General features: G+C 45.2%; 14 protein-coding genes. All 14 read left to right on the top strand.

Annotation, left to right across the window (positions count from 1 at the left end; genetic code table 11):
* The first annotated feature begins 48 nt into the window (after positions 1–48).
* The 14 genes from ABN764_RS26160 to ABN764_RS26095 all read left to right on the top strand — a co-directional run bounded on the left by ABN764_RS26160 (position 49) and on the right by ABN764_RS26095 (position 22438).
* Positions 49–996, top strand: a complete 948-nt coding sequence (locus ABN764_RS26160; protein ID WP_021254836.1) for a carbohydrate ABC transporter permease — start codon at positions 49–51, stop codon at positions 994–996.
* A gap of 17 nt (positions 997–1013) precedes the next feature.
* Positions 1014–1850 (top strand): carbohydrate ABC transporter permease, encoded by an 837-nt coding sequence (locus ABN764_RS26155; RefSeq protein WP_021254837.1) that lies wholly within the window; start codon positions 1014–1016, stop codon positions 1848–1850.
* Positions 1851–2041: 191 nt separating this feature from the next.
* The gene (locus ABN764_RS26150; RefSeq protein WP_021254838.1) at positions 2042–3412 is read left to right on the top strand and encodes an ABC transporter substrate-binding protein; all 1371 of its coding nucleotides are present in this window, start codon (positions 2042–2044) and stop codon (positions 3410–3412) included.
* Positions 3413–3544: 132 nt separating this feature from the next.
* Entirely contained in the window at positions 3545–7624 is a 4080-nt protein-coding gene (locus ABN764_RS26145; RefSeq protein ID WP_446673548.1) for a polysaccharide lyase family 8 super-sandwich domain-containing protein, read from the top strand.
* A 371-nt stretch (positions 7625–7995) separates the two neighbouring features.
* Positions 7996–9516, top strand: a complete 1521-nt coding sequence (locus ABN764_RS26140; RefSeq protein ID WP_446673547.1) for an alpha-L-fucosidase — start codon at positions 7996–7998, stop codon at positions 9514–9516.
* Positions 9513–10475, top strand: a complete 963-nt coding sequence (locus tag ABN764_RS26135) for a sugar kinase (RefSeq protein WP_174807831.1) — start codon at positions 9513–9515, stop codon at positions 10473–10475. The genes ABN764_RS26140 and ABN764_RS26135 overlap by 4 nt, the downstream gene beginning before the upstream one ends.
* Before the next feature lie 61 nt (positions 10476–10536).
* On the top strand, positions 10537–11202 hold the full coding sequence (locus ABN764_RS26130) for a bifunctional 2-keto-4-hydroxyglutarate aldolase/2-keto-3-deoxy-6-phosphogluconate aldolase (protein ID WP_446673546.1): 666 nt from the start codon (positions 10537–10539) through the stop codon (positions 11200–11202).
* Positions 11203–11491: 289 nt separating this feature from the next.
* Complete coding sequence (locus tag ABN764_RS26125; protein WP_446673545.1) at positions 11492–13867, top strand: glycoside hydrolase family 95 protein; 2376 nt, start codon at positions 11492–11494, stop codon at positions 13865–13867.
* Positions 13868–14077: 210 nt separating this feature from the next.
* The gene (gene kduI, locus ABN764_RS26120; RefSeq protein ID WP_446673566.1) at positions 14078–14908 is read left to right on the top strand and encodes a 5-dehydro-4-deoxy-D-glucuronate isomerase; all 831 of its coding nucleotides are present in this window, start codon (positions 14078–14080) and stop codon (positions 14906–14908) included.
* 43 nt (positions 14909–14951) lie between these two features.
* Positions 14952–15758: a gluconate 5-dehydrogenase gene (locus ABN764_RS26115; RefSeq protein ID WP_021254845.1), complete on the top strand. Its 807-nt coding sequence runs from the start codon at positions 14952–14954 to the stop codon at positions 15756–15758.
* A 157-nt stretch (positions 15759–15915) separates the two neighbouring features.
* A complete protein-coding gene (locus ABN764_RS26110; RefSeq protein WP_446673544.1) occupies positions 15916–17712 on the top strand; it encodes a DUF2264 domain-containing protein in 1797 nt (598 codons plus the stop codon).
* Positions 17713–17838: 126 nt separating this feature from the next.
* Positions 17839–19026 carry a glycoside hydrolase family 88 protein gene (locus ABN764_RS26105; protein ID WP_446673543.1) on the top strand — a complete coding sequence of 396 codons (1188 nt, stop codon included), beginning with the start codon at positions 17839–17841 and terminating at the stop codon, positions 19024–19026.
* Between the two features lie 84 nt (positions 19027–19110).
* Entirely contained in the window at positions 19111–20868 is a 1758-nt protein-coding gene (locus ABN764_RS26100) for a sensor histidine kinase (RefSeq protein WP_446673542.1), read from the top strand.
* Complete coding sequence (locus ABN764_RS26095; RefSeq protein ID WP_446673541.1) at positions 20843–22438, top strand: response regulator transcription factor; 1596 nt, start codon at positions 20843–20845, stop codon at positions 22436–22438. The genes ABN764_RS26100 and ABN764_RS26095 overlap by 26 nt, the downstream gene beginning before the upstream one ends.
* The last annotated feature ends 33 nt before the right edge of the window (positions 22439–22471 follow it).

Raw genomic sequence — 22471 nt, 5'->3', positions numbered from 1 at the left:
GCGAATTATGATGAAGTCAACAAATTATAAGCTGAGGTGACATAAAAAGTGGAAGAGACAAAATCAAGTTATCAGCTTCCAAAACAGCAGGCGGAGAGCGGAGTGAAAAAATTTTGGTCGCCACGGAGAAAGGAAGCATTAGTTGGTTGGCTGTTTTTACTGCCAGAAATAGTGGGTATGTTAATGCTTAATGTATTTGCCCTTGGGTTTTCATTGTACTTAAGTTTTACAGATTGGGATTTATTATCTGGGGTATCAGGTATTAAATTTGCTGGTCTGCAAAACTTCATTCATTTATTTCAAGACCCAACGATTTGGAAGGCATTATATAACAACTTAGTATATACGGTGTTAACTGTGCCAATTCCGATTGCGCTTGCACTTGTATTAGCAGTTGTTATTCATAGTAAAGTCTACTTTAAGGATTACTTTAAAGTCGTATTCTTTATACCTTACATTTCTTCGATTATCGCTGTGGCAGCAGTGTGGAGCATCTTGTTCCACCCTTCACTAGGCCCTATCAATCAATTTCTAATGGATCTTGGTATATCGAATCCTCCGAAATGGCTCGTTGATCCGAAAACATCACTAATCGCGGTCGCTATTATTAGTGCGTGGGCAGGGCTCGGTTACACGATTATTATATACATGGCGGGATTGTCCAATATTTCCGAAGAATTATATGAAGCGGCAGAAATTGATGGGGCGACGGGGCTGAAGAAGTTTTTCAATATCACGATCCCGCTGCTCCGTCCAACGACGTTCTTCTTGCTTATTACGATGCTTATTGGTTCATTTAAAGTGTTCGATATTATTTCGTATTTGACCGAAGGCGGTCCTGATAATTCATCAACAGTAATTGTATTCCGCATCTATCAAGAAGGTTTCGTCAACTACAATATGGGCTATGCATCTGCAATCTCTTGGCTGTTATTTGCGATTATCGGTCTGATTACTGCGGCAACGTGGAAGATGCGCCAAGAAGAATCATTTTAATAGAAAGGGAGAATACGATGCTAACCTTACGTAATAAGATTACTAAAATTATCGCTACCGTGTTAATGGGGGCATTGTCTATACTTTTTATCTTTCCATTATTATGGATGGTGTCGTCAGCGTTTAAATTTGAAAAAGATGTCATGCGCTTCCCGATTGAATGGATTCCATCTGCAACTAACTTTGTCAATAACTTCAAGGCAGTATGGATGCAAAAGGTACCGTTCGGTCAGATTTATTTCAACTCAATTAAAGTGGCAATTATCGTTACTTTACTCTCGTTACTTATATCAACGATGGCAGCCTATTCCTTTACGAAACTACAATTTCGCGGTCGAAACCTTGTATTTGCCGGGCTGTTAGCCATGATGATTATTCCTGATCAAGCGACGCTCATTCCTCGCTTCATGCTTATTCGTTGGTTGGGACTATATGACACCCATGCAGCGCTAATATTGATGGGTATGTTTTCGATTTACTTTACATTCTTGTTGCGTCAGTTTATGGCCGGTGTGAGTGATGATATTTTGGAAGCTGCTAAAATTGACGGTGCAGGGCACCTGCGCAGCTTCACTTCGATTATGCTTCCGCTCTGTCAGCCTGTAATCGCGACGGTGGCGATTATTAAGTTCATCTGGTCGTGGAATGATTATCAAAATCCGTTAATCTTCTTGCAATCGAAATCTTTGTATACCGTTCCACTAGGCATGACCTTGTTTAGGGATGATTATACGACCAACGATGCGATTATGATGATGGCGGCAGTATCAGCGATTATTCCTCTGCTGATTGTGTTTATTGTTTTACAGAGACAAGTTATTAGTGGGATTGCCCTTGGTGGTGTGAAAGGGTAAGCAATACAGACTCATGATAAGATAAATCTGTAGACATCTCTAGTTTAGAGTCTTCTAATAAGTCAAAATCGTTATCGCACAAGCACAAAATTATACACGCAGGCAATTTGCAAACGTTATATACTGTCTGTAAGCGCTAACAAGGCCTTGACTCAAAGCTTACTATCATTCATTTTAGGGGGAAGTTGCACATGGCAACTAAAAGTAAACGTTATTTTCTTCTGTCCACATGCCTACTACTAGCATTAATGATGTTTACAAGCGCTTGTGGAAACAAAGCTGACGAATCCGCACAATCGAACGGTACAGAGAAGAAGGAAGTGACCCTTAAGTACTATAACTGGGACAATGAGGCTCAACAAGAGGGTACAGACGCAATGCTGCGTGAGTTTGAAGCAGCTAACCCTGGTATTAAAGTGGAACATGTCGTGCTCGTCCCAGGTAATTCATTGGAAATGTTAAAGAAATTGGACTTCCTTATTTCGTCAGGAGATGAAGTTGACGTCGTTCAATTGCCAAGTACTTCAGCGGTCGTTGAAAGAGCAGTTCGCAGTGCATTTACGCCACTAAATGAATTCTATGATAAAGAAGGTTTGAAAGCGGAAGATGAGTATTATGTAAATCCGCAAGTAGACGGCAAATATTACGGGATGCCATATACATCAGGTTATACCTATGTCATGCTCAATAAGAATGCGTTGGATGAAGCGGGACTGCCCGTTCCTAAATTCGGCTGGACATGGGATGACTATCGTGAGTATGCGAAGAAGCTGACAAAAGGTGAAGGTGTAGACAAACGATACGGAACATACTTCCATACGTGGGAGTTGTATATGAATGCCCCAGCGCAAACGGTAATGAAAGATCCGTTCCGCTATGACGATGGCAGCACAATTCTGTCTGACCCAACCTATCCGTACTTCTTCCAATTGCGCAAAGACATGGAAAGTGTTGATAAGTCAGCGAAACCCTATGCGGATGTGCTAGCATCTAAGCTTAACTATCGCAGTGAATTCTTCGGTGGTAGTGCAGCGATGATTATGTCAGGCAGCTTCACGATTCCAGATCCAGGCAATCTTGAGCAGTACCCACATGATTTTGTGACTGCTTTCGCGCCAGTTCCTTTGCCTCCAAAGAATGCTTTGCCTAAAGATTATGAGGGCGGTAAATACTTCGTTGGCAGTTCACAATTAGCAATGGGTTCAACAACGAAGCACAAGGAAGAGTCATATAAGCTGATGCGCTTCATGTCTACAGCAGATTCAGCCAATAGACAAGAGTTTTCCGGTTGGAAGAAAGCAGATCAGACAAAACTATTGGAGCGCATGATCGGTAAAAACACGGACAAGTACGATGTAGAGTCATTGAAGAACACGCTGTTTGGCGCCGATATTAAGTATTTGGATGCTTCCAAGGTCCTTACCACTTCGAGTGCTGATTTAACAAAAGTTATCGACGATGGCTTCAGCAAATTTATGCTTAGCACGGAGCCAATTGAGAAAGTACAAGCATGGATGGTTGAAGAAGCAACGAAGATTATTAATGAAAAAGAGAAGAAGTAACGATTTGTAAGTAATATAATAAATAGAAATCCGCTGAAACTAGGCGTCTCTATATTCCATGCTATATAAAGTACAAATAGTGGGAAGAGGGACGCCTTTTCTATATGGTGCTCAGAGAAGGGGTGAAGAGTGATGAAAAAAATACTAAGTTTGTTACTAGTAGTTGCGATAGTAGTCACGTTCTTGCCTGTTGGCACAGGTGTAGCGATGTCATCAAATGTTGCTAATTTATTTCCGAATGGTGATTTCGAATCAACAGCAGCGCCGAGCGGTACTTGGACTCAATATACGGATACGAACCCTGCACCTGTCAATTGGGACACATGGATTCCTGTAGGTTCTGGTAAACCAGCTGGTAGGACAGTAAGTGTAACGGTCGCTACCTATGATTCTTATAGTGGTCAGCAATCGATGCTGATAGATGCTTCCGGGACAAGCCGTGTATCGATTAATGCTAAGGCACCCGTGGAGGCTGGGAAATCGTACCGCCTGCAAGTGTGGTATAAAACCGAAAATATTGCAGGTGGCAGCGGTGCTTATTTCCGCACTTCTGTGCTGAATCCTTCTAACACAAAATTAATAGATGGACCTACTTCAACGAAGGTGTATGGTACGAACGATTGGACGATGCAGCAAGTTTTTATAACGGTGCCGGCTGGTGGTGCCAAATTTTTTGTTGAATTGTTTTTAGAAAATAGCACCGGCAAAGTGTGGTTTGATAACATTCGGCTGGAGGAATATGACGGCATAACGGGGTTAGCGCTTGAACCGACGGCAACGATGATGACGGTTGGGGAGACGAAGCCGCTAACATTAACCGTCACTCCAAATAACCTGCCATCTCCCAAAGTAATATGGAGTACTAGTGATGAGAACGTAGCTGCTGTTGATCAAGCTGGTAAGGTAACAGCAGTTGCAGCGGGCGTGGCAACAATCACTGTTGCGACAGAAAACCAGATGATAAAGGCACAAAGTACCATTGGTGTAGACTCTACAGAGACAGCGGCTGCTTACGACCAATTGCGTGAACGCTGGAAGCAGAAGTTAGTAGGAGCTGTAGACGATAACCTCGCTTCTGATCCCGCTATTCTGGCACTAGTAGCTGAGATGGACAATAATGTATCCAATGCCGCTAAGACGGGTTATCTTGATACGCTTAGTGCTAATGATAGCAGCCGCAGATACTTATGGTCGGATCTTGTCGATAGCGCCGATACCAAGGAGCAGCATGCCAACAACATCGTTAGCGAGTTTACTCGTATTAAGACAATTGCAACCGCTTACAATACAGGAACTTCCCGTTTCTATCACAATCCACAGCTGCGGGATGCAATTATAGGTGCCCTGGATTGGATGTACGCTAAGCGTTATAACGAGCGTTTATCCTACAGCAGCGCCAGCAGCTGGTGGGGATTTGAAATCGGTGCACCGCAGTTGTTAAATGATTGTTTGATCCTTATGTATGATGAGTTGAACGATCAGCAAATAGGCAACTTCATGCGGACAATTGATAAGTATTGTCCTAATCCAACAAAGCGGGTGCAAAATAGCTCCGTGATCGAAACCGGTGGCAATTTGCTGGACAAAGCACTTGTTGTAACTCTTCGCGGCGTAATTGGTAGAAATAGCGCTAAAATTACGCAAGGACGGGATTCGATTGGTTCCGAATTTAACTATGTCACGAAAGGTGATGGTGTATATGAGGATGGTTCACTGGTGCAGCATGCGAATATCGCTTACACTGCTGGCTATGGTGCAGTCTGGCTCAGCCGCACGGCGGACATCACTTATTTGCTCAACACTTCACCATGGCCTGTGACTGATCCACGTGTGGCTAACATTTATAAGTGGGCAAGTGATACATTCGAACCAGTTATTTACAAAGGTCTGTACATGGATATGGTAAACGGGCGGGGGATCTCCAGAAAAGACTCGGGTACGGCTCGCGGCACGATTGTAGCTTTAGCAAGTTTAGCAGAGGGTGCACCACCAGAGGTTAGCGCTAATATTCGCAGTATGGTTAAGGAATGGGTAAGCAAGGATACAACCTTTAATGATTACTATAAAGGCTTGCCAATTTATAGTGTGATGTTGCTGAAGAAAGTGATGAACGATGATACTGTCGCACCACGCGGTGAATTGTCGAGCAGTTATATGTTCAACGGTATGGCCCGTGTCGCGCATCATCGTCCGAACTACGCTTTTGGGCTAAGCATGTTCTCAGACCGCATTTCTGCCTTTGAAATGGGCAATAAAGAAAATGTAAAAGGCTGGGATACCGGTCTTGGCATGACCTATATCTATAACGAAGACTTATTGCAATATCGCGATGGATTTTGGGCAACGGTTAACAGTTTCCGTCTGCCAGGAACAACAACAGACGGATCTGGAGAAGGAAAGATGCCGGGCGAATGGGCGTACTATTACAATACGAAAAGCCATGTTGGCGGTGCAACACTAGATCATTTATATAGTGCAAGCGGCATGGATTCCTCATTAACGAAAGTAACGGGCAGTGATTTAAGTGGTAAGAAATCATGGTTCATGTTCGATGATGAAATTGTTGCACTCGGTACAGATATTCGTAAAACATCGGCCGCTACAAAATCGGTAGAAACGATTGTTGATAATCGCAAGTTGAATAGCAGCGGTGATAACGCCTTTGTGATTAACGGTGTACAGGTGCCTACAGCATTGGATTATGCGGCAGATATTGATGATGTAAACTGGGCGCATCTGGCGGGCAATGGTGCAGGTTCTGGTGCGGATATGGGCTATTACTTCCCAACTGCACCCACACTCCATGTCGTTCGCGAGGCGAGAACAGGCTCTTGGTATGACATTAACAACGGTCAATCGCAAGATAAGCTCACGCGCAACTATGCCAGCATTGCCTTTGATCATGGGAATAATCCACAAGCCGCTAGTTACGAATATGTGCTGCTTCCAGGTAAGACAACGGCACAAACACAAGCTTATAGTGAACAACCGGCAGTAGAAGTGCTTAGCAATACATCAACCGTACAGGCCGTTAGCAATAAGCAGCTTGGCATCACAGCTGCGAACTTCTGGAGTGCGGATACTGCAGGAAGCATCCAAGCTAAATCTGCAGCTACGGTCATCATGAAAGAAGAGCGTGGCGAAATGACAATTGCGATATCCGATCCAACGCAAAAGCAGAACACAGTGACGATTGAAGTCCCTCAACCGAACTTGACATTGCTAACTGCAGATACGGGGATGAAAGTTACACCGATACAAGATGGAGTTAGCATTGAAGTCAATACTTCGGGATCGCTCGGTAAGACGTACACGGCAACATTTGATCTCGGCAAGACTTACACCGTAACCGTGGAAGGTGCAACAGCAGATAAACAGACTGCTAAGAAAGGTGAAACCGTAACTGTAGTACTAGATACGCCTGTGGGTAAAGTGTTCGACAAGTGGATCGTTACGCCAGCAAGCTTGACGTTGACCCAAGATACAACGAATAACAACATGTATACGTTCATCATGCCAGGTGAAGCAGTTAAAGTAACAGCAACGTATAAAGACGATGCACCGGTAGGTGGCGGATCGACGCCATCAGCGGATCCAACACCAACATCGCCGACACCAACACCTAAACCTAAACCAGCTGAACCAGTAAAACCTACTAAACCAGCAAACCCTAAAGTAGATTTGTCTGATATCGCAGATCATTGGGCGAAGGCTTCCATTGAAAAATCAGTTGAGCTTGGTTTTGTAAGTGGCTATGAGGATGGAACCTTTAGGCCGAATGCTACGATAACTCGCGGTGAGATTTCAGCAATGTTAGCTAGAGCGCTAAAGTTGGAACCAGTAAATAAAGGGTTTATTTTCGCGGATCAAAGTCAAACACCAGTATGGGCACAGCCATACATTCAAGCACTTGCTAAAGCTGGATATATTTCAGGCTATGAAGACCGTACATTCCGTGCGAATAAAGATATCACCAGAAGTGAACTCGTTGTTATGATTGTTCGTGCACGGGGTCTTGAAGTACATCCAAATGCAACTCTGACGTTTACAGATGCGGATCAAGTGCCAGCATGGGCTAAGCCTTATGTGGCAACTGCAGAAGCAGCAGGCCTGATTAAAGGAAATGGAGTTGGAAAATTCAATCCTAATGCTGCTGCAACCAGAGCTGAAGCAGTTACTTTGATTGTAGGCATGTTAAATGATTTGAAATAAGAGATGCTGTCTATTCAAGCCATCTGCATTAGTCACGTCTTAAGGTCAACGACTTAAGTAGGTGCCAAACTGTATCATCTAAGTGAAGGTGGCTTCCCAGCAGGCTTGAGTTTAGATGAAGATATTTCCATTTTACAGTTAGCAGAGGTTAAAATAACCAATCGAAAGCCAAGATCCGATTTTTAGGATCTTGGCTTTCGATGTTAAGGTCAAAATATTGCATATATATAAAAAAATAATGCGTGTTTCTACCTATCTTTGATTTGCTATTATTAGCCTAAGTTAGGTTGAGTTTTTAATTTCCATATAGATATGTATGATATCTTTTTATATTTTTCAAGATGTTGCAGCGGGAAAATGAGAGGGGGGGAATGGTAATGAACAGCAGTGGAGTTATAAGACAAGAGCAAGTTAAAGCGGCAGCGTTGGTGCGGCCGTCTGAGCGGCAGTTGGCGATACAAGAGATGGAGTTTTATGCTTTTGTACATTTTACAGTGAATACGTTTACGGATCAGGAATGGGGCAGTGGGCAGGAGCAGCCTGATATTTTTAACCCGACACAGTTGGATGCACGGCAGTGGGTGCGTGCTTGTAAGGCTGCAGGAATGAAAGGGCTGATTCTGACTTGTAAGCATCACGATGGGTTTTGTTTATGGCCGAGTGAGTATACAGAGCATTCGGTGAAGAATAGCCCATGGAAAGATGGCAAGGGTGATGTCGTTCGTGAGGTGGCAGATGCTTGTCGTGAAGGCGGGTTGCAGTTTGGGATTTATTTATCGCCTTGGGATCGTCATGAGCCGTGTTATGGGGATTCGCCAGCTTATAATGAGTACTTTACCAATCAACTGCGCGAGCTGTTGACTAGGTATGGGGATATTTTCTGTGTGTGGTTTGATGGGGCTTGTGGTGAAGGTCCTAACGGCAAACGGCAAATATATGATTGGAATGGCTATTATGCACTGATTCGTGAATTGCAGCCAGAAGCGAGTATTTCGGTATGTGGGCCGGATGTGCGCTGGTGTGGCAATGAGGCGGGGCATTGTCGCAAGTCGGAGTGGAGCGTAGTACCTGCGCAGCTGCAGGATAAGGAGAGAATTCAGGAACATTCACAGCAGGAAGATAATGCTGAATTCGCCAAGCGTTTCACTTCAGAGGATGAAGACTTGGGTAGCCGCGACATTATTGCAAATGTATCGGAGCTTGTCTGGTATCCAGCGGAAGTGGATACGTCGATTCGTCCGGGATGGTTCTATCATGCGAGTCAAGATGATCAAGTCAAATCGCTGGATGAGCTGCGGAATGTGTACTATGGTTCGGTCGGAGGCAATGCTATGCTCTTGCTTAATATTCCTGCCGATACGCGCGGTCTGCTCCACGAGAATGATGTGCAGCGGTTAGAGGAGCTCGGGGCTTGGATTCGAAATACGTTTGAGACGAATATAGCGCGCGATGCAGCTGCTGCGGCTAGTGAAGCGATGCCAGGACATGAGGCGGCCAATGTATTGGATGGCAATCGAGATACGTATTGGGCTCCTGAGCAAGGCACAGAGGTGGCGAGTATCACTGTCGACCTAGGAACAGTGCAGACGTTCGACCATATCGTACTGCAGGAGTATCGCTATACGCAGAGGATTGAGAGTTTCCGCTTAGAGTATTGGCAAGACGATGCTGCAATTGCTGCACCGACAGAGGATAGAACGGATACTGCTGCAGGCAGAGGGACGTGGCAGCCCATTCTGGAGGGTACCATTATCGGTCACAAGCGGATCTGCCATTTTCCAGCCATAAGCAGCTGTCGCTTGCGTCTTCAGATCACTGGCTCCCGCTGGTGGCCAAACTTGTCCACATTCGAAGTGTACAACAGTCAGGTTCAGGGTGGTGAAGGGGAATGAATAATCGAAATGCTCATCCGGAAGTGGTCACCTTCGGTGAAAGTATGGCCCTATTGATCGCCGAGGGTGGGAAAGGTCTTGAATATACATCGAATTTGACGCCTTCCTTTGGTGGAGCTGAGACGAATGTAGCGATCGGTTTGTCAAGGCTTGGACATTCCGTAGGCTGGTGCGGTCGGCTTGGAGATGATCCGTTCGGGCAGCGGATTTATAAGATGGTGCGGGGCGAAGGCGTAGATGTTACACGCGCTTCATTCACAGATGAAGCTCCAACCGGACTAATGATTCGAGAGAATGCGGCTGGAAGAAGCTCTGTCTATTATTACCGCAAGCTATCGGCGGCAAGTAAAATGACTCCTGAGCATTTGGATGAGGAATATATTGCTGGAGCAAAGATTTTACATATTACCGGGATCACACCTGCTTTAAGCACATCCTGTGCGGAGACGGCGGCAGCAGCGATGGACATCGCGAAGCAGCACGGCGTCAAAGTGAGCTTCGATCCGAATTTGCGCTTGAAGCTATGGGATGTGAAAGCAGCCCAAAAGGTTCTGTTGCCATTGGCGCGAAAAGCGGATTATTTCTTACCGGGATTAGATGAATTGAAACTGCTGTATGAGACGGAATCGATGGATGCGATCGTTGCCAAGCTCAGTGAGCTGTCCGCTGTAAGCATTATTAAAGGTGGCGAGGACAAAACCTATATTCTGGAGCACGGTGAACTGTCATCAGTTCCTTACTATAAGGTTGATCATGTAGTCGATACGGTAGGAGCTGGAGATGGTTTCTGTGCTGGATTTCTAGCTGGTTTGCTGCGGGAATATAGCCTTGAAGAGGCGGTTCGTCTCGGTAATTTGTTAGGCTCGCAGGTAATCCAGACGGTTGGCGATTGGGAAGGTCTCCCTAGTGGAGCACAAATCGAGCAATTGCTAGCTGGTAAGGTGCATGTTGAGCGGTAAGATGTGTTTCATTGAGGACTATTAATAGAAACGACATTCGATAAATGGGGAGGAGAACAATATGAAGAAAATGCAGATTACTCAGAAGATTGTGCAGGAAGGTGTCGTTGCAGTACTACGCGGGGAGACGGCAGAAGAAGTTGTTGCAATGGCCGAGGAAGCGATACGCGGTGGAATTAAAGTGATAGAGATAACGATGACAGTTCCGTTTGCATTGAAAGCGATTGAGACACTAGCTCAAAAATATAAATGGGATTCGTCGGATGAATCTACTTATGCAATTATTGGGGTAGGAACCGTGCTGGATGCTGAAACGGCACGCGCGGCGATTCTTAGCGGCGCTCAATTCGTAGTGTCTCCTTTCCTTAGCGCTGAGACGGTAACCATGTGCAACCGATATCGCGTACCGGTTATGCCAGGAACGATGACGATCAAGGAAATTAATGAAGCGCTTGAGCTTGGAGCCGATATCGTCAAGCTGTTCCCAGGCAACCTGTATGAGCCATCCGTAATCAAGGCGATCAAAGGCCCATTGCCGCAGGCTAACATTATGCCAACCGGCGGTGTGTCGTTGGATAACCTAGGTGAATGGGTGAAAGCCGGAGCGGTAGCGGTAGGGATCGGCTCCGATTTGACGAATGAAGCAGTTAAGAACAAAGATTTCTCGTTGATTCAGAAGAAAGCTGCTGCTTATGTAGATGCATATCGTCAGGCAAAAGGGCTTTAAAACATTCGAAATAATATACGCAGATCGGACGATTCAGCATGTATGAATCGTCCGATTTTTTTGTGCAGCATGACCAGAAAATAGAGTGACAAGTATAGGTTGTTACACGATTTGAATGGACCAGGATGTAAGCAGCTGAAGTGTACGATATGTCAATAAACGACACATACATGGTCATAATCGTGCATCTATTTTTGAGTAGAATGTCGATATAATGGTGCGAAGTACGATATAGGGGAAAAGATACAAGCTATTACACATGATTCTTTACAGAAATGAGGGTAGCTTAATGAATCATATAAGCAACTATTATTTGCTTGAGCGAACAGCGGCCAGCAAATGGACGGAAGCGTTTCCAATCGGTAACGGGCGCTTAGGGGGAGTTGTATATGGCGGTATACAGCGCGAACAGATTCAATTAAATGAAGATTCAATTTGGTATGGTGGTGCAAGGGATAACGATAACAGAGGTGCGCAAACGGCGTTGCCGGAAATTAAAAACTTGTTGCTGCAGGGCAACGTGCGCAAGGCAGAAAAGTTAGTGTTGAAGCATATGACGAACGTACCCCAATATTTCCACCCTTATCAGACATTAGGCAGCTTGTTGTTGGATTTTGATACGGATATAGATGTTCATGCAATTCATCATTATCGTCGTGAGCTAGACTTGGATAATGCTTTGGTTCAGGTAAATTATGAAGTGGGACGGCAAGATGCAATTCAATACAGCCGTGAGATATTTTCTAGTGCCGCTGATCAAGTGCTGGTAATCCGGATGACTTCGACCGCCGCCGCAGGTTTAACCTTTGCAGCCAAATTCGATCGTAGACCATTCACCGGTGAAATCGTTCAGACAGATGATGGACAGGGTATTGCCATGCAAGGTCAATTAGGAGCAGATGGCGTACGTTATGCCGTTGTGTTGCGGGCAGTAGTTGAGGGTGGACAGTGTCAGACGGCGGGCAGTTATCTTGATATTCGCCAAGCTCGTGCAGTCACGCTTATTGTTGCAGCGCAGACTTCATTTCGCTGTGCTGATGCTTATGCTGTTGCTTGTCAACAGGCAAAACAGGCAGCAAAAGTGCCATATGAGATATTGAAGCAGCGGCACTTGGATGATTATAAGCCGCTGTTTAACCGTGTGACGTTGGATTTGGAGGAAGGAGAAAGAACTGAGCCACAGCATCAGTTTCCTAGACAGCAATGCTTGTCCACGTCGCAGCGACTAGAACGATACCGGCAAGGTGCCGCTGATAATGGGCTGGAGGCGCTGTTTTATCAGTATGGGCGTTATTTGCTGCTTGCCAGCTCCAGACCAGGAACTCTGCCAGCTAACTTGCAAGGAATTTGGAACGATAGTTTTACTCCTCCATGGGAATCGGACTATCATCTGAACATTAACTTGCAAATGAACTACTGGCTTGCCGAGACGGGGAATTTAGCGGAATGTCACCTGCCGCTATTTGATTTTATTGAACGCTTGGTCATCAATGGACGCCAAACAGCGCGCAACATTTATGGTGCACGTGGATTTGTTGCTCACACGAGCAGCAATCTGTGGGCGGATACAGGCATTTACGGTGAATATGTGAGCGCCAATATGTGGCCGATGGGTGGCGCATGGATTGCGCTGCATATGTGGGAGCACTATTGTTATAACGGCTCACTATCATTTTTGCGCGAACGTGCGTATCCCGTGTTGAAAGAAGCGTCGTTATTTTTCTTAGACTTCTTATTGGAGCTGCCATCAGGACAGCTGGTGACCGTACCATCACTATCACCAGAAAACTCGTATCGCAGTGAACAGGGGGAAGTCGGGGCGCTATGCTATGGTCCATCGATGGACTCGCAAATTTTGTATGCGTTGTTTACAGCATGCATCCGTGCCGGTGAGCTGTTGCAACTGGATGAAGGGCATATGGAACAGGTGTGCCAAGAGGACAAAGATTTATTGGCACAGTGGAAGCAAGTACGCAGTAAGCTGCCACTGCCGCAAATCGGCCGCCATGGACAAATTATGGAGTGGGCGGTTGATTATGAGGAAGTAGAGCTGGGGCATCGCCATATTTCTCATCTATTCGCTTTGCATCCGGGGGAACAGATCATTCCTCATCGCAGCCCTGATCTTGGACAAGCTGCGAAGTTCACGCTGCAGCGGCGCTTAGCTCATGGTGGAGGACATACGGGCTGGAGTCAAGCGTGGATTGCAAACTTCTGGTCAAGGCTGGACGAAGGAGAGCAGGCACATCTGAGTTTGCGCAATCTATTAAGCAAAGCGGTACACTCGAACTTGTTCGGCGACCATCCTCCATTCCAAATTGATGCCAACTTTGGTGGAGCAGCAGCGATGCAAGAGATGTTATTGCAGTCGCACGGGGATGAAATCCGGCTACTGCCGGCTCTTCCACTTGCATGGCGGCAGGGTCATGTTACTGGCTTACGTGCCCGCGGTGGATTTACCGTTGATATGGCTTGGAAGGAAGGCAAGCTGCAGCAGGCGCAGATAACGTCTACGCTTGGCAAGCCTTGTGTTATTTATAGTACGGTTCCGCTTACTTTCCGTACTGGTAAGCCATCAATGGCAGTGGCCGTAACACAGCCCACGCCACATACGTATCAGCTGGATATCCCGCTTGGAGCTACGGTTATAGCAAGCTTAGCGTAGGTTACTATCGAACTAATAACATAAAAAGGAAAAAGTAAAGTCAATTAAGCAATAAAGTCAAAATTGTTCACAATCGAGCAAAATAATTGACTTACTATTGCTGGGAGCATTTACTATGATGATTGTAGGTTCAATATCGAATGATCATCATTGTTCATTGTGATGAATCCAAGTCTATGAAATCGGGAGGAACTAGAAAATATGCAAACTATGGAGACACGCTACGCGTATGCGCCACAATCGATCGCACGCATGACAACAGAAGAATTGCGCAAGGAGTTTTTAGTGGAGCAGGTGTTTGTTCCCGGTGAAATTCGCTTGACTTACTCGCATAATGACCGTTTGATCTTTGGTGGCGTAACACCTGCGAAAGAGCCGTTAGAGATTAAGCTTAGTAAAGATTTGGGTGTTGAGTATTTTCTAGAGCGTCGTGAACTAGGTGTCATTAATATCGGTGGTCCTGGGTTTATTACGATTGATGGTGTGCGTGAATCGATGAACAATCAGGATGGCTATTATATCGGCAAAGAGACGAAAGAAGTGCTGTTTGCTAGTGCAGATGCTAGTAATCCAGCGAAATTTTATATTTCTTCTAGCCCGGCTCATCACAAATATCCGAATGTACGTATTTCCATTGATAACATTAAGCCAATGGAGACAGGTGCTGATAACACAATGAATAAGCGTAAAATTTATCAGTACATTCATCCGAATGTGTGTCAGTCATGCCAGTTGCAAATGGGCTATACGCACCTAGAAGAAGGAAACGCTTGGAATACGATGCCATGCCACACGCATGAGCGACGCATGGAAGCGTATGTATACTTCGATATGGAAGGGGACAACAAGGTATTTCATTTCATGGGCAAACCTGATGAGACGAAGCATCTCGTTGTCGGCAATGAGCAAGCGGTTATCAGTCCAAGCTGGTCCATTCACACCGGTGTTGGCACTAGCAACTATACGTTTATTTGGGCAATGTGCGGCGAGAATATCACATACACCGATATGGATATGGTCGCTATGGACGATCTAAAGTAGATAGATGAATAGATAGGGTTTATAGAGAGGGGAGTATGAAGAGTTGTCACAATTTTCGGTAGATCAATTTCGCCTTGATGGCAAGGTAGCTCTCGTTACAGGTGCAGTGTATGGGATCGGATTGGAAATGGCATGCGCTATGGCGCGTGCGGGTGCAAAAATTGTATTTAATGCTCGTGAGCCAGAAACGGTAGAGATCGGTATGGCTGCTTATAAGGAAGCCGGCATTGAGGCGCATGGATATGTATGCGACGTGACCGACGAGCCAGGTGTACAAGCGATGGTGCAACAGATTGAAGCGGAAGTTGGAGTCATTGATATTCTAGTCAACAATGCTGGCATTATTAAGCGGATCCCAATGACAGAAATGACTGCGGAAGAGTTCCGTGAAGTCATTGATATTGACTTGAACGGACCATTTATAGTTTCCAAAGCGGTTATTCCAGGGATGATTAAAAAAGGTGGCGGTAAAATAATTAATATTTGCTCGATGATGAGTGAATTAGGACGGGAAACGGTGTCTGCTTATGCTGCTGCCAAAGGCGGCCTCAAGATGCTAACCCGCAATATCGCTTCTGAGTATGGCCAATATAACATCCAATGTAATGGTATCGGACCAGGCTACATTGCTACGCCACAAACAGCGCCGTTGCGTGAGCTTCAAGCTGATGGCAGCCGTCATCCGTTCGATTCATTTATTATTGCGAAGACACCTGCAGAGCGTTGGGGCGAAACTCAGGATTTAGCAGGTCCTGCGGTATTCTTAGCTTCGCCAGCTAGTGACTTTGTCAATGGGCACATTTTATATGTTGACGGTGGAATCCTTGCCTATATTGGTAAGCAGCCTTAATTTCGAATAGTAAGATGAAAATATAGAGACTAACAGGAGTACGTTGCTGTTAGTCTTTGTAATTTATCTGATGTGTACGATGTGAGTTATGAGGTTTGTTGTGCTGTGAAAACTGTTGAAGGAAGCGTGAATAATCGTGATGGAGAAAATACGTAGCATGCAGTGGAATCATCGTGACGATGTAGCGGAAGCCCTATTGACGTTAGTAGAGCCGTTAAGGTCACGGTTAACAGAACAGCCTGGACACTTAGCATTAGGAAGCCACGGCACGGTCTATACCGAAAATCGCAGAGATGCCGAAGGATTCTTACGAATCCTGTGGGGATTGGGGCCTTTCCTCGTTCATTATGATGACGAGCAGCTTCAGCATCAATGGATGCGTGGACTAGCGGAAGGTTGCAACCCACACAGCGAGCATTATTATGGCAAGATGATGGATGGCGATCAGCTGCTGGTCGAGATGGCTTCTATCGCGACTACACTGCTGCTTGCACCGCACAAAACTTGGGATACTCTTTCGAAGACAGAACAGCAGCATTTGGCGGACTGGCTATGGCAAATTAATGAACGCCGTTTGGCACCGAATAACTGGCACTTCTTTCGCATCTTAGTGAATGTGGCACTGAAGCGACTTGGCATGAAGTATTCTCAGGAGAAGATCGAAGAAGATTTTGCCCTGATTGAGTCTTGCTATGTTGGCGATGGCTGGTATTTTGACGGAGTGGATCAGCAGTTTGATTATTACATCCCATGGGCGTTCCATTATTATAGTTTAATCTACGTTACGTTTATGGCGGATGAAGATCCGGAGCGGGCAGCTAGGTTGAGAGAGCGGGCTATTCTTTTTGCGCGCAGCTATCAGTATTGGTTCGATAGCAAGGGAGAAGCGATTCCTTTCGGTCGTAGTCTAGCGTATCGATTTGCGCAAGCAAGCTTCTGGAGCGCGCTTGTGCTGGCCGACGTTGAAGCTCTGCCATGGGGCGTCATTAAAGGGTTGTATGCGCGCAATATGCGAAGCTGGATGAATCATGATATTTTTACATCAGATGGCGTGCTAAGCGTAGGCTATCACTATCAGAACTTGGTGATGGGCGAGGGCTATAACGGTGCGGGTTCACCGTATTGGGCATTCAAAAGTTTCTTATTGCTTGCTGTTTCGGAAGACCATCCTTATTGGCTGGCAGAGGAAGTAGAGCAAGAGGTATCACCAGGCCGGCTGCCGCTGCCGAGCATGAAGGCGTTGATTGAACATACGCATCATTCACAACATGTGCTTATGTATCCGGTAGGTCAATTTATTGGCTATCAGAACCATGCTTGCGCCAAGTACTCTAAATTTGCCTATTCGACTGTATTTGGCTTTAGTGTGCCGCGAAGTAATTATTACTACTATGAAGGTGCTTTTGATAGCGTGCTTGCTGTTAGTGAGGATGGCGTACATTTTCGTGATAAGCCGCTTGATTCGAGCTATGAGCTGCATGAAGATCGACTTATACATAACTGGAAGCCGCAAGTCGGAGTTACGATTCGCAGTACGATTATCCCTTGTGGTGACAGCCATGTACGCATACACGAGTTGGAAACTAGCCGTGCCTTAATTGCCTATGATGCCAGTTTCTCAGCGCCGTTCGCCACGGTTAGCAGTGACGACACAGCCGTAGTCAAGACAAGCTGGGCAAGTTACGATTCGCCTGTTGGGAGCACCATCGCCAAGGCGGTTAGAGGATTCACACAAGCGGAGATGATTCGCACCGAGCCTAACACCAATGTATTCTATGAGCGTACTCTGATGCCTGCACTGCGAGCTGAACTTCAGCCAGGGACACATTTATTAGTTAGTGTGATGGCAGGAGTTCCTGCTGGTTGTGAGTCGCAGCTGCCTGAGGTGAGGCTGACATCGGATCGCATAATTGTGCACCATAACGAGCAGACGACAACGGTTAAGGTGAAATAGAGGAAAGCGAATACAACAAAAAAGTCAAAATTGTTCACATTTCACACAAATTAAGGCGTACATTCTGCGGAATGTATCCGCTATCATAAGAAATGCATTGAGTTATTTTTCTGGGAGAGGGCTGAAATGCAGATGTCTACAGAGGGAACGCAAACAACGGTCATGCAAGCAAATAAGCTTTACACACAAGCAATTGAAAATATTCTAGCGAAGACGCTGAACAATATTGATAAGTTTGGAACTCAGTTTCCGCATGTTAGCCTTAATGGGAAATATCAACTGAATGATAACAACGACTGGACAAATGGCTTCTGGTCGGGAATATTGTGGTTATGCTATGAATATTCACAAGATGAGCGTTATCGGCAGGCAGCAGAAGCTACAGTGGCTAGTTTCCGTCAGCGCTTTGATCAAAAAGTTGTATTGGATCATCATGATATTGGCTTCCTATTTAGCTTGTCTTCCAAAGCGCAGTGGATCATAACAGGCGATAATCGTGCTCGTGAGCTGACACTGGAGGCAGCTGATCATTTATTGAATCGTTGGCGTAACACGAGCGATGGAAGCGGATACATTCAAGCTTGGGGAACGAAAGATAACGAGCAAGAAGCGGGTCGTATCATTATCGACTGCTTGCTTAATCTGCCATTGTTGTATTGGGCTAGCGAACAGACTAGTGATCCAAAGTATCGAGAAATTGCAGAAATCCAAGCAGAGAAAACGCGACGCTATATCGTTCGTGGAGATGATAGCTCATACCATACGTTCTTCTTCGATACCGAGACGGGGGTTCCAATTGGCGGCGCGACTCATCAGGGCTATAGCAACGGTTCGACGTGGACGCGGGGGCAAGCTTGGGGCGTATATGGCTTTGCACTTTCCTATCGTTATACGGGAAATGCAGCATTTTTGGAGACATCTAAGCGTATGGCGCGCTACTTCCTTGAGCATTTGCCTGAAGACAGTGTTGCTTATTGGGATTTCAATGCGCCTGTAACGGCTGATACGTACCGCGATAGTTCAGCTTCAGCGATTGTGGCTGCCGGACTGGTAGAGCTTATCTCACATTTGGATGCTGCTGACCCCGACCGTCCTTATTTCGAGAAGATGCTGACAGCCAGTATGGAGTCGCTGATTACCAACTATGCTACGATTGGTGACGATGCAGCGGAAGGTTTGCTTAAGCATGGCTCGTACTATGTCCATGGTGGGTTGTCCCCTGATGATTATATGATTTGGGGCGATTATTACTACTTGGAAGCGCTCATGCGTCTTACACGCGGTATTCCTGGCTACTGGTATGAGCGTAAATAGAAATAGGAAAAGAAAGTCGATGATTTGGCTTGAACAGTAACGGAAATGATGAAGGATTGAAGGAAGGGAAGTGACGCTAACCTCATGTTCCATTTAACTTACTATAAACGAATGTTACTTTCCTTCATGCTATTTATTATCGTACCGATGGTTGCTGTATCTGCGCAATCTTTTTATCTAATTAAAGAATCGATGCTGGATAAGCTGCATGCAACGAATGAGAACATGTTGAACGTAATAGGAGCAGAATTTAGCAAAACAATCGATGATGCTACATTTGCCTCCCATTTCATTGTAAACGATGAAGGCTTCAAAACTAGCTTACGTAATTTCGCTGATGTGAAGCAATTAAATAGTTATGCTGATTATGAGAATTTCTCACAAATCAAAGCTGTATTCTCGCTTATCAATTCAAAAACGTTGAATAGGCAGACGCAGATGTACTTAATTAACCGCCAGCAGTTTATTATCCCTTCAGGAGATGATGAACCGGCGAAACTACTACCACATTTACCTGAATTGTATAGCAAAATTAATTTCCAGCAGCCGGAAAGGCTGCAGTGGTTAGGACTCCTCGAGGACAAGGGAGCTAGTAAATATTATATTGCTCGTGTCATCTATGATCGCGTTAGTAAAGAGCATACGGCCGTGCTGCTGATTGGAATTGAACAGTCCTATTTCGAAAAAGCATTACAAGCTGTGAAGTCATGGGATGTTGCTCTCTTGGATGAGCATGGTGACCGGATTGCTGGCTCAACACAATTGCTTGCATCCGATTCAAATAAGGTGGACGATCGAATGCGCTCGGAAGTCGTGCTGAGCAAAAACGGGTGGAAGCTTGTGTATGAGATGAGCAACAACACGTTTAGAGGCATCATTTCAAAGACGCTTTATATCGGTTCTGCTGAAGTCATGCTTTTTGTCATTATATTCTCTTTGTTTGCACTGCTGATCTCGAAACGATTGCATCGTCCAATTGAGCAATTACAGCAGGTTGCAGGACAATTTGGCAACGGTAAGCTGGATGTTAGGCTGCAAGTTAAGGGAGATGATGAGCTAGCAGCGGTTAGCAAGACGATTAACTTGATGTTGGATCAGCTGCAACAGTCCATTCATGACATGGAACGGCAACAGGAGCAGAGACGAGTGTTGGAGCTTGAGGCGCTGTTTATGCAAATTCGTCCCCACTTTCTGTTGAATACGCTTAACTCAATTAAGTGCAGCCTAATGTTGCAGAAAGATCGCCTGCATAGCGGCATGATTGACTCTTTAATGAGCCTGCTGCGTGCCTATATGAATTTCAATGCACTAGCAACACTGCAAGAAGAGTGTGAGTTAATGGGTCACTACATTGATATTATGCAAATGCGCAGTGATATTCCAATCCAACTGCAAGTCGATGTAGAGCCGCAATTGCAGTTGCTTAAGTTTCCAAAGTTATTACTACAACCGTTAGTTGAAAATGCAATTTTACATGGTTTTGTCGATACTGATGTAGAAATAGAGGGCAATGATATAGGGCGCCAGCAATCTCAAATTTGGATCTCCGTCTATCAGGACACGGATACCATCGTCATTGAGGTTGCCGACAACGGAGCAGGTATGGACGAGTCTTTGTTGCATCGCCTGAATGAAAGTGTGTTGCGTTGCAGTGATGAACCTGATCCTAGTTATAAGCGGGTCGGATTGGTTAATGTTGCTCAACGCTTGAAACTATCTTTTGGTTCAGAGGCTACGCTTTCTTTTGCTCCTAACAGGTATGACGGTATAACGGCACGAATGCAGATTCCAGTGACATCAAGCGGGGGGACCACCAGTGATATACAAAGTGATGCTTATTGATGATGATGTGCCAATGCTTAAACTATTGCAGCAAATGATTGATTGGGAACAATTACAGTTGAAAGTGGTAGCTGCCACCTATTCCAGCGTAAAAGCAGTACACCTGTTTCAGCAGACCGTTCCAGATATTGTGATAACAGATATTGGCTTGCCGCAGAAGAATGGGATTGAGTTAGCAGAACAGTTTCGCCAACTCAAACCTGACGTGCGCGTCATTTTCTTAACCTGTCATGAAGACTTCAACTACGCGAGACAAGCGCTTAAGCTTCAAGCTGACGATTATTTAATTAAAGATCAGTTAACAGAAGAGCAGTTGCAACAAAGTCTGCATAAGTCTCTGCGCTTACTGAAAAAACAATCATCGTCTGTCAGTGTACAACCTTCAAGCTACAATCAACAGTTGCTCAAACAAGGTTTACTACAGAGTGTGCTTGATCGAACGAATGTTGACGAAATCCTTAAATATGCTGCTGGCATTGGAGTAAGGTGGAACTGTCCTTGGTATATGCTCAGTCTTGTGCATGTACAATATGCTAGTTACGATGAACATTACTCACAGCAATCGTTATCGTTAATTTGCTATGCCGTCTACAATATTGCGGAAGAATTAGCACGCAAGTTTGAAGGGATCACACCATTTTTGCAGCAACAGCATCTTGTCATTGTGTATAACTATCACGATAATTTAGCAGATAACACCGTGTTGCACTTCAACAGCTATTTGCAAAAATTGAAAGAGCGAGTTGCCCAATATATGAAATTGCAGCTGGTAAGCGTCACGGTAAGTGATAAGCTGCAACTTAAGCAAATGGGTACTTGTTATCACTCCTTATTGCGCCATAAATATGAGTTCTATGTTGGGGAGTCGATGCAGATTGCCGATCGCCAGCAGGCGATAGGATCAACATGGCTGCAATTGCCTGCAGGGGAGTTGGACAACTATAAAGTTGAACTGAAGCAGGCGCTAGCTATTCATGATATAGATGGCATACAACGTATTATCGGGAGTATGAAGCAACATTTTCAAGCAAGGATGATTGAACCTGCTTCATTCATGCATGAGCTGCAAGTCTGCTTACGCGAGCTGACGATTGCTGCTTCGGTTAGACTTGATGAAGCGATCTTCAATTATATGGAGCAGTCACGAACCCTTGTTGATGTGCTTGCATTAGCGGAACGCACACTAACCGCGATGGCTATGCCTAGCGATAAACAGGGGAAACAAGGGCAAGGTACACTAGCTAATAGCTATGAACCTAAGTTACAGCAAATTCAACATTATATCGAACAAAATTTAGCTGATAGTATTACTTCCATTGATATTGCGCGATATCTGTATTTGAATCCAAGTTACTTCTCACGCTATTTCAAACGCATGACGGGCAGCAATTTCACGGATTATGTACATCAGTATAAGATGAACATTGCTTCACAAATGTTGAAGACATCTGGGCATACGCTGGAACAGATCGCACTGACACTAGGTTACTCAGACCGTACCTATTTCTCTAAAGTGTTCAAGAAGTATATGGGCGTAACACCGAGCGAGTATAAGAACGAGTGCTCGTAAATCTATCAAAAATAACGGAAGAAAGAGATGATC

This window comes from Paenibacillus wuxiensis (assembly GCF_040195695.1).
Lineage (GTDB): Bacteria > Bacillota > Bacilli > Paenibacillales > Paenibacillaceae > Paenibacillus_B > Paenibacillus_B suaedae.
Note: the sequence above shows the minus strand (reverse complement) of the source record. Positions and strands in the feature narration are given on the sequence as shown.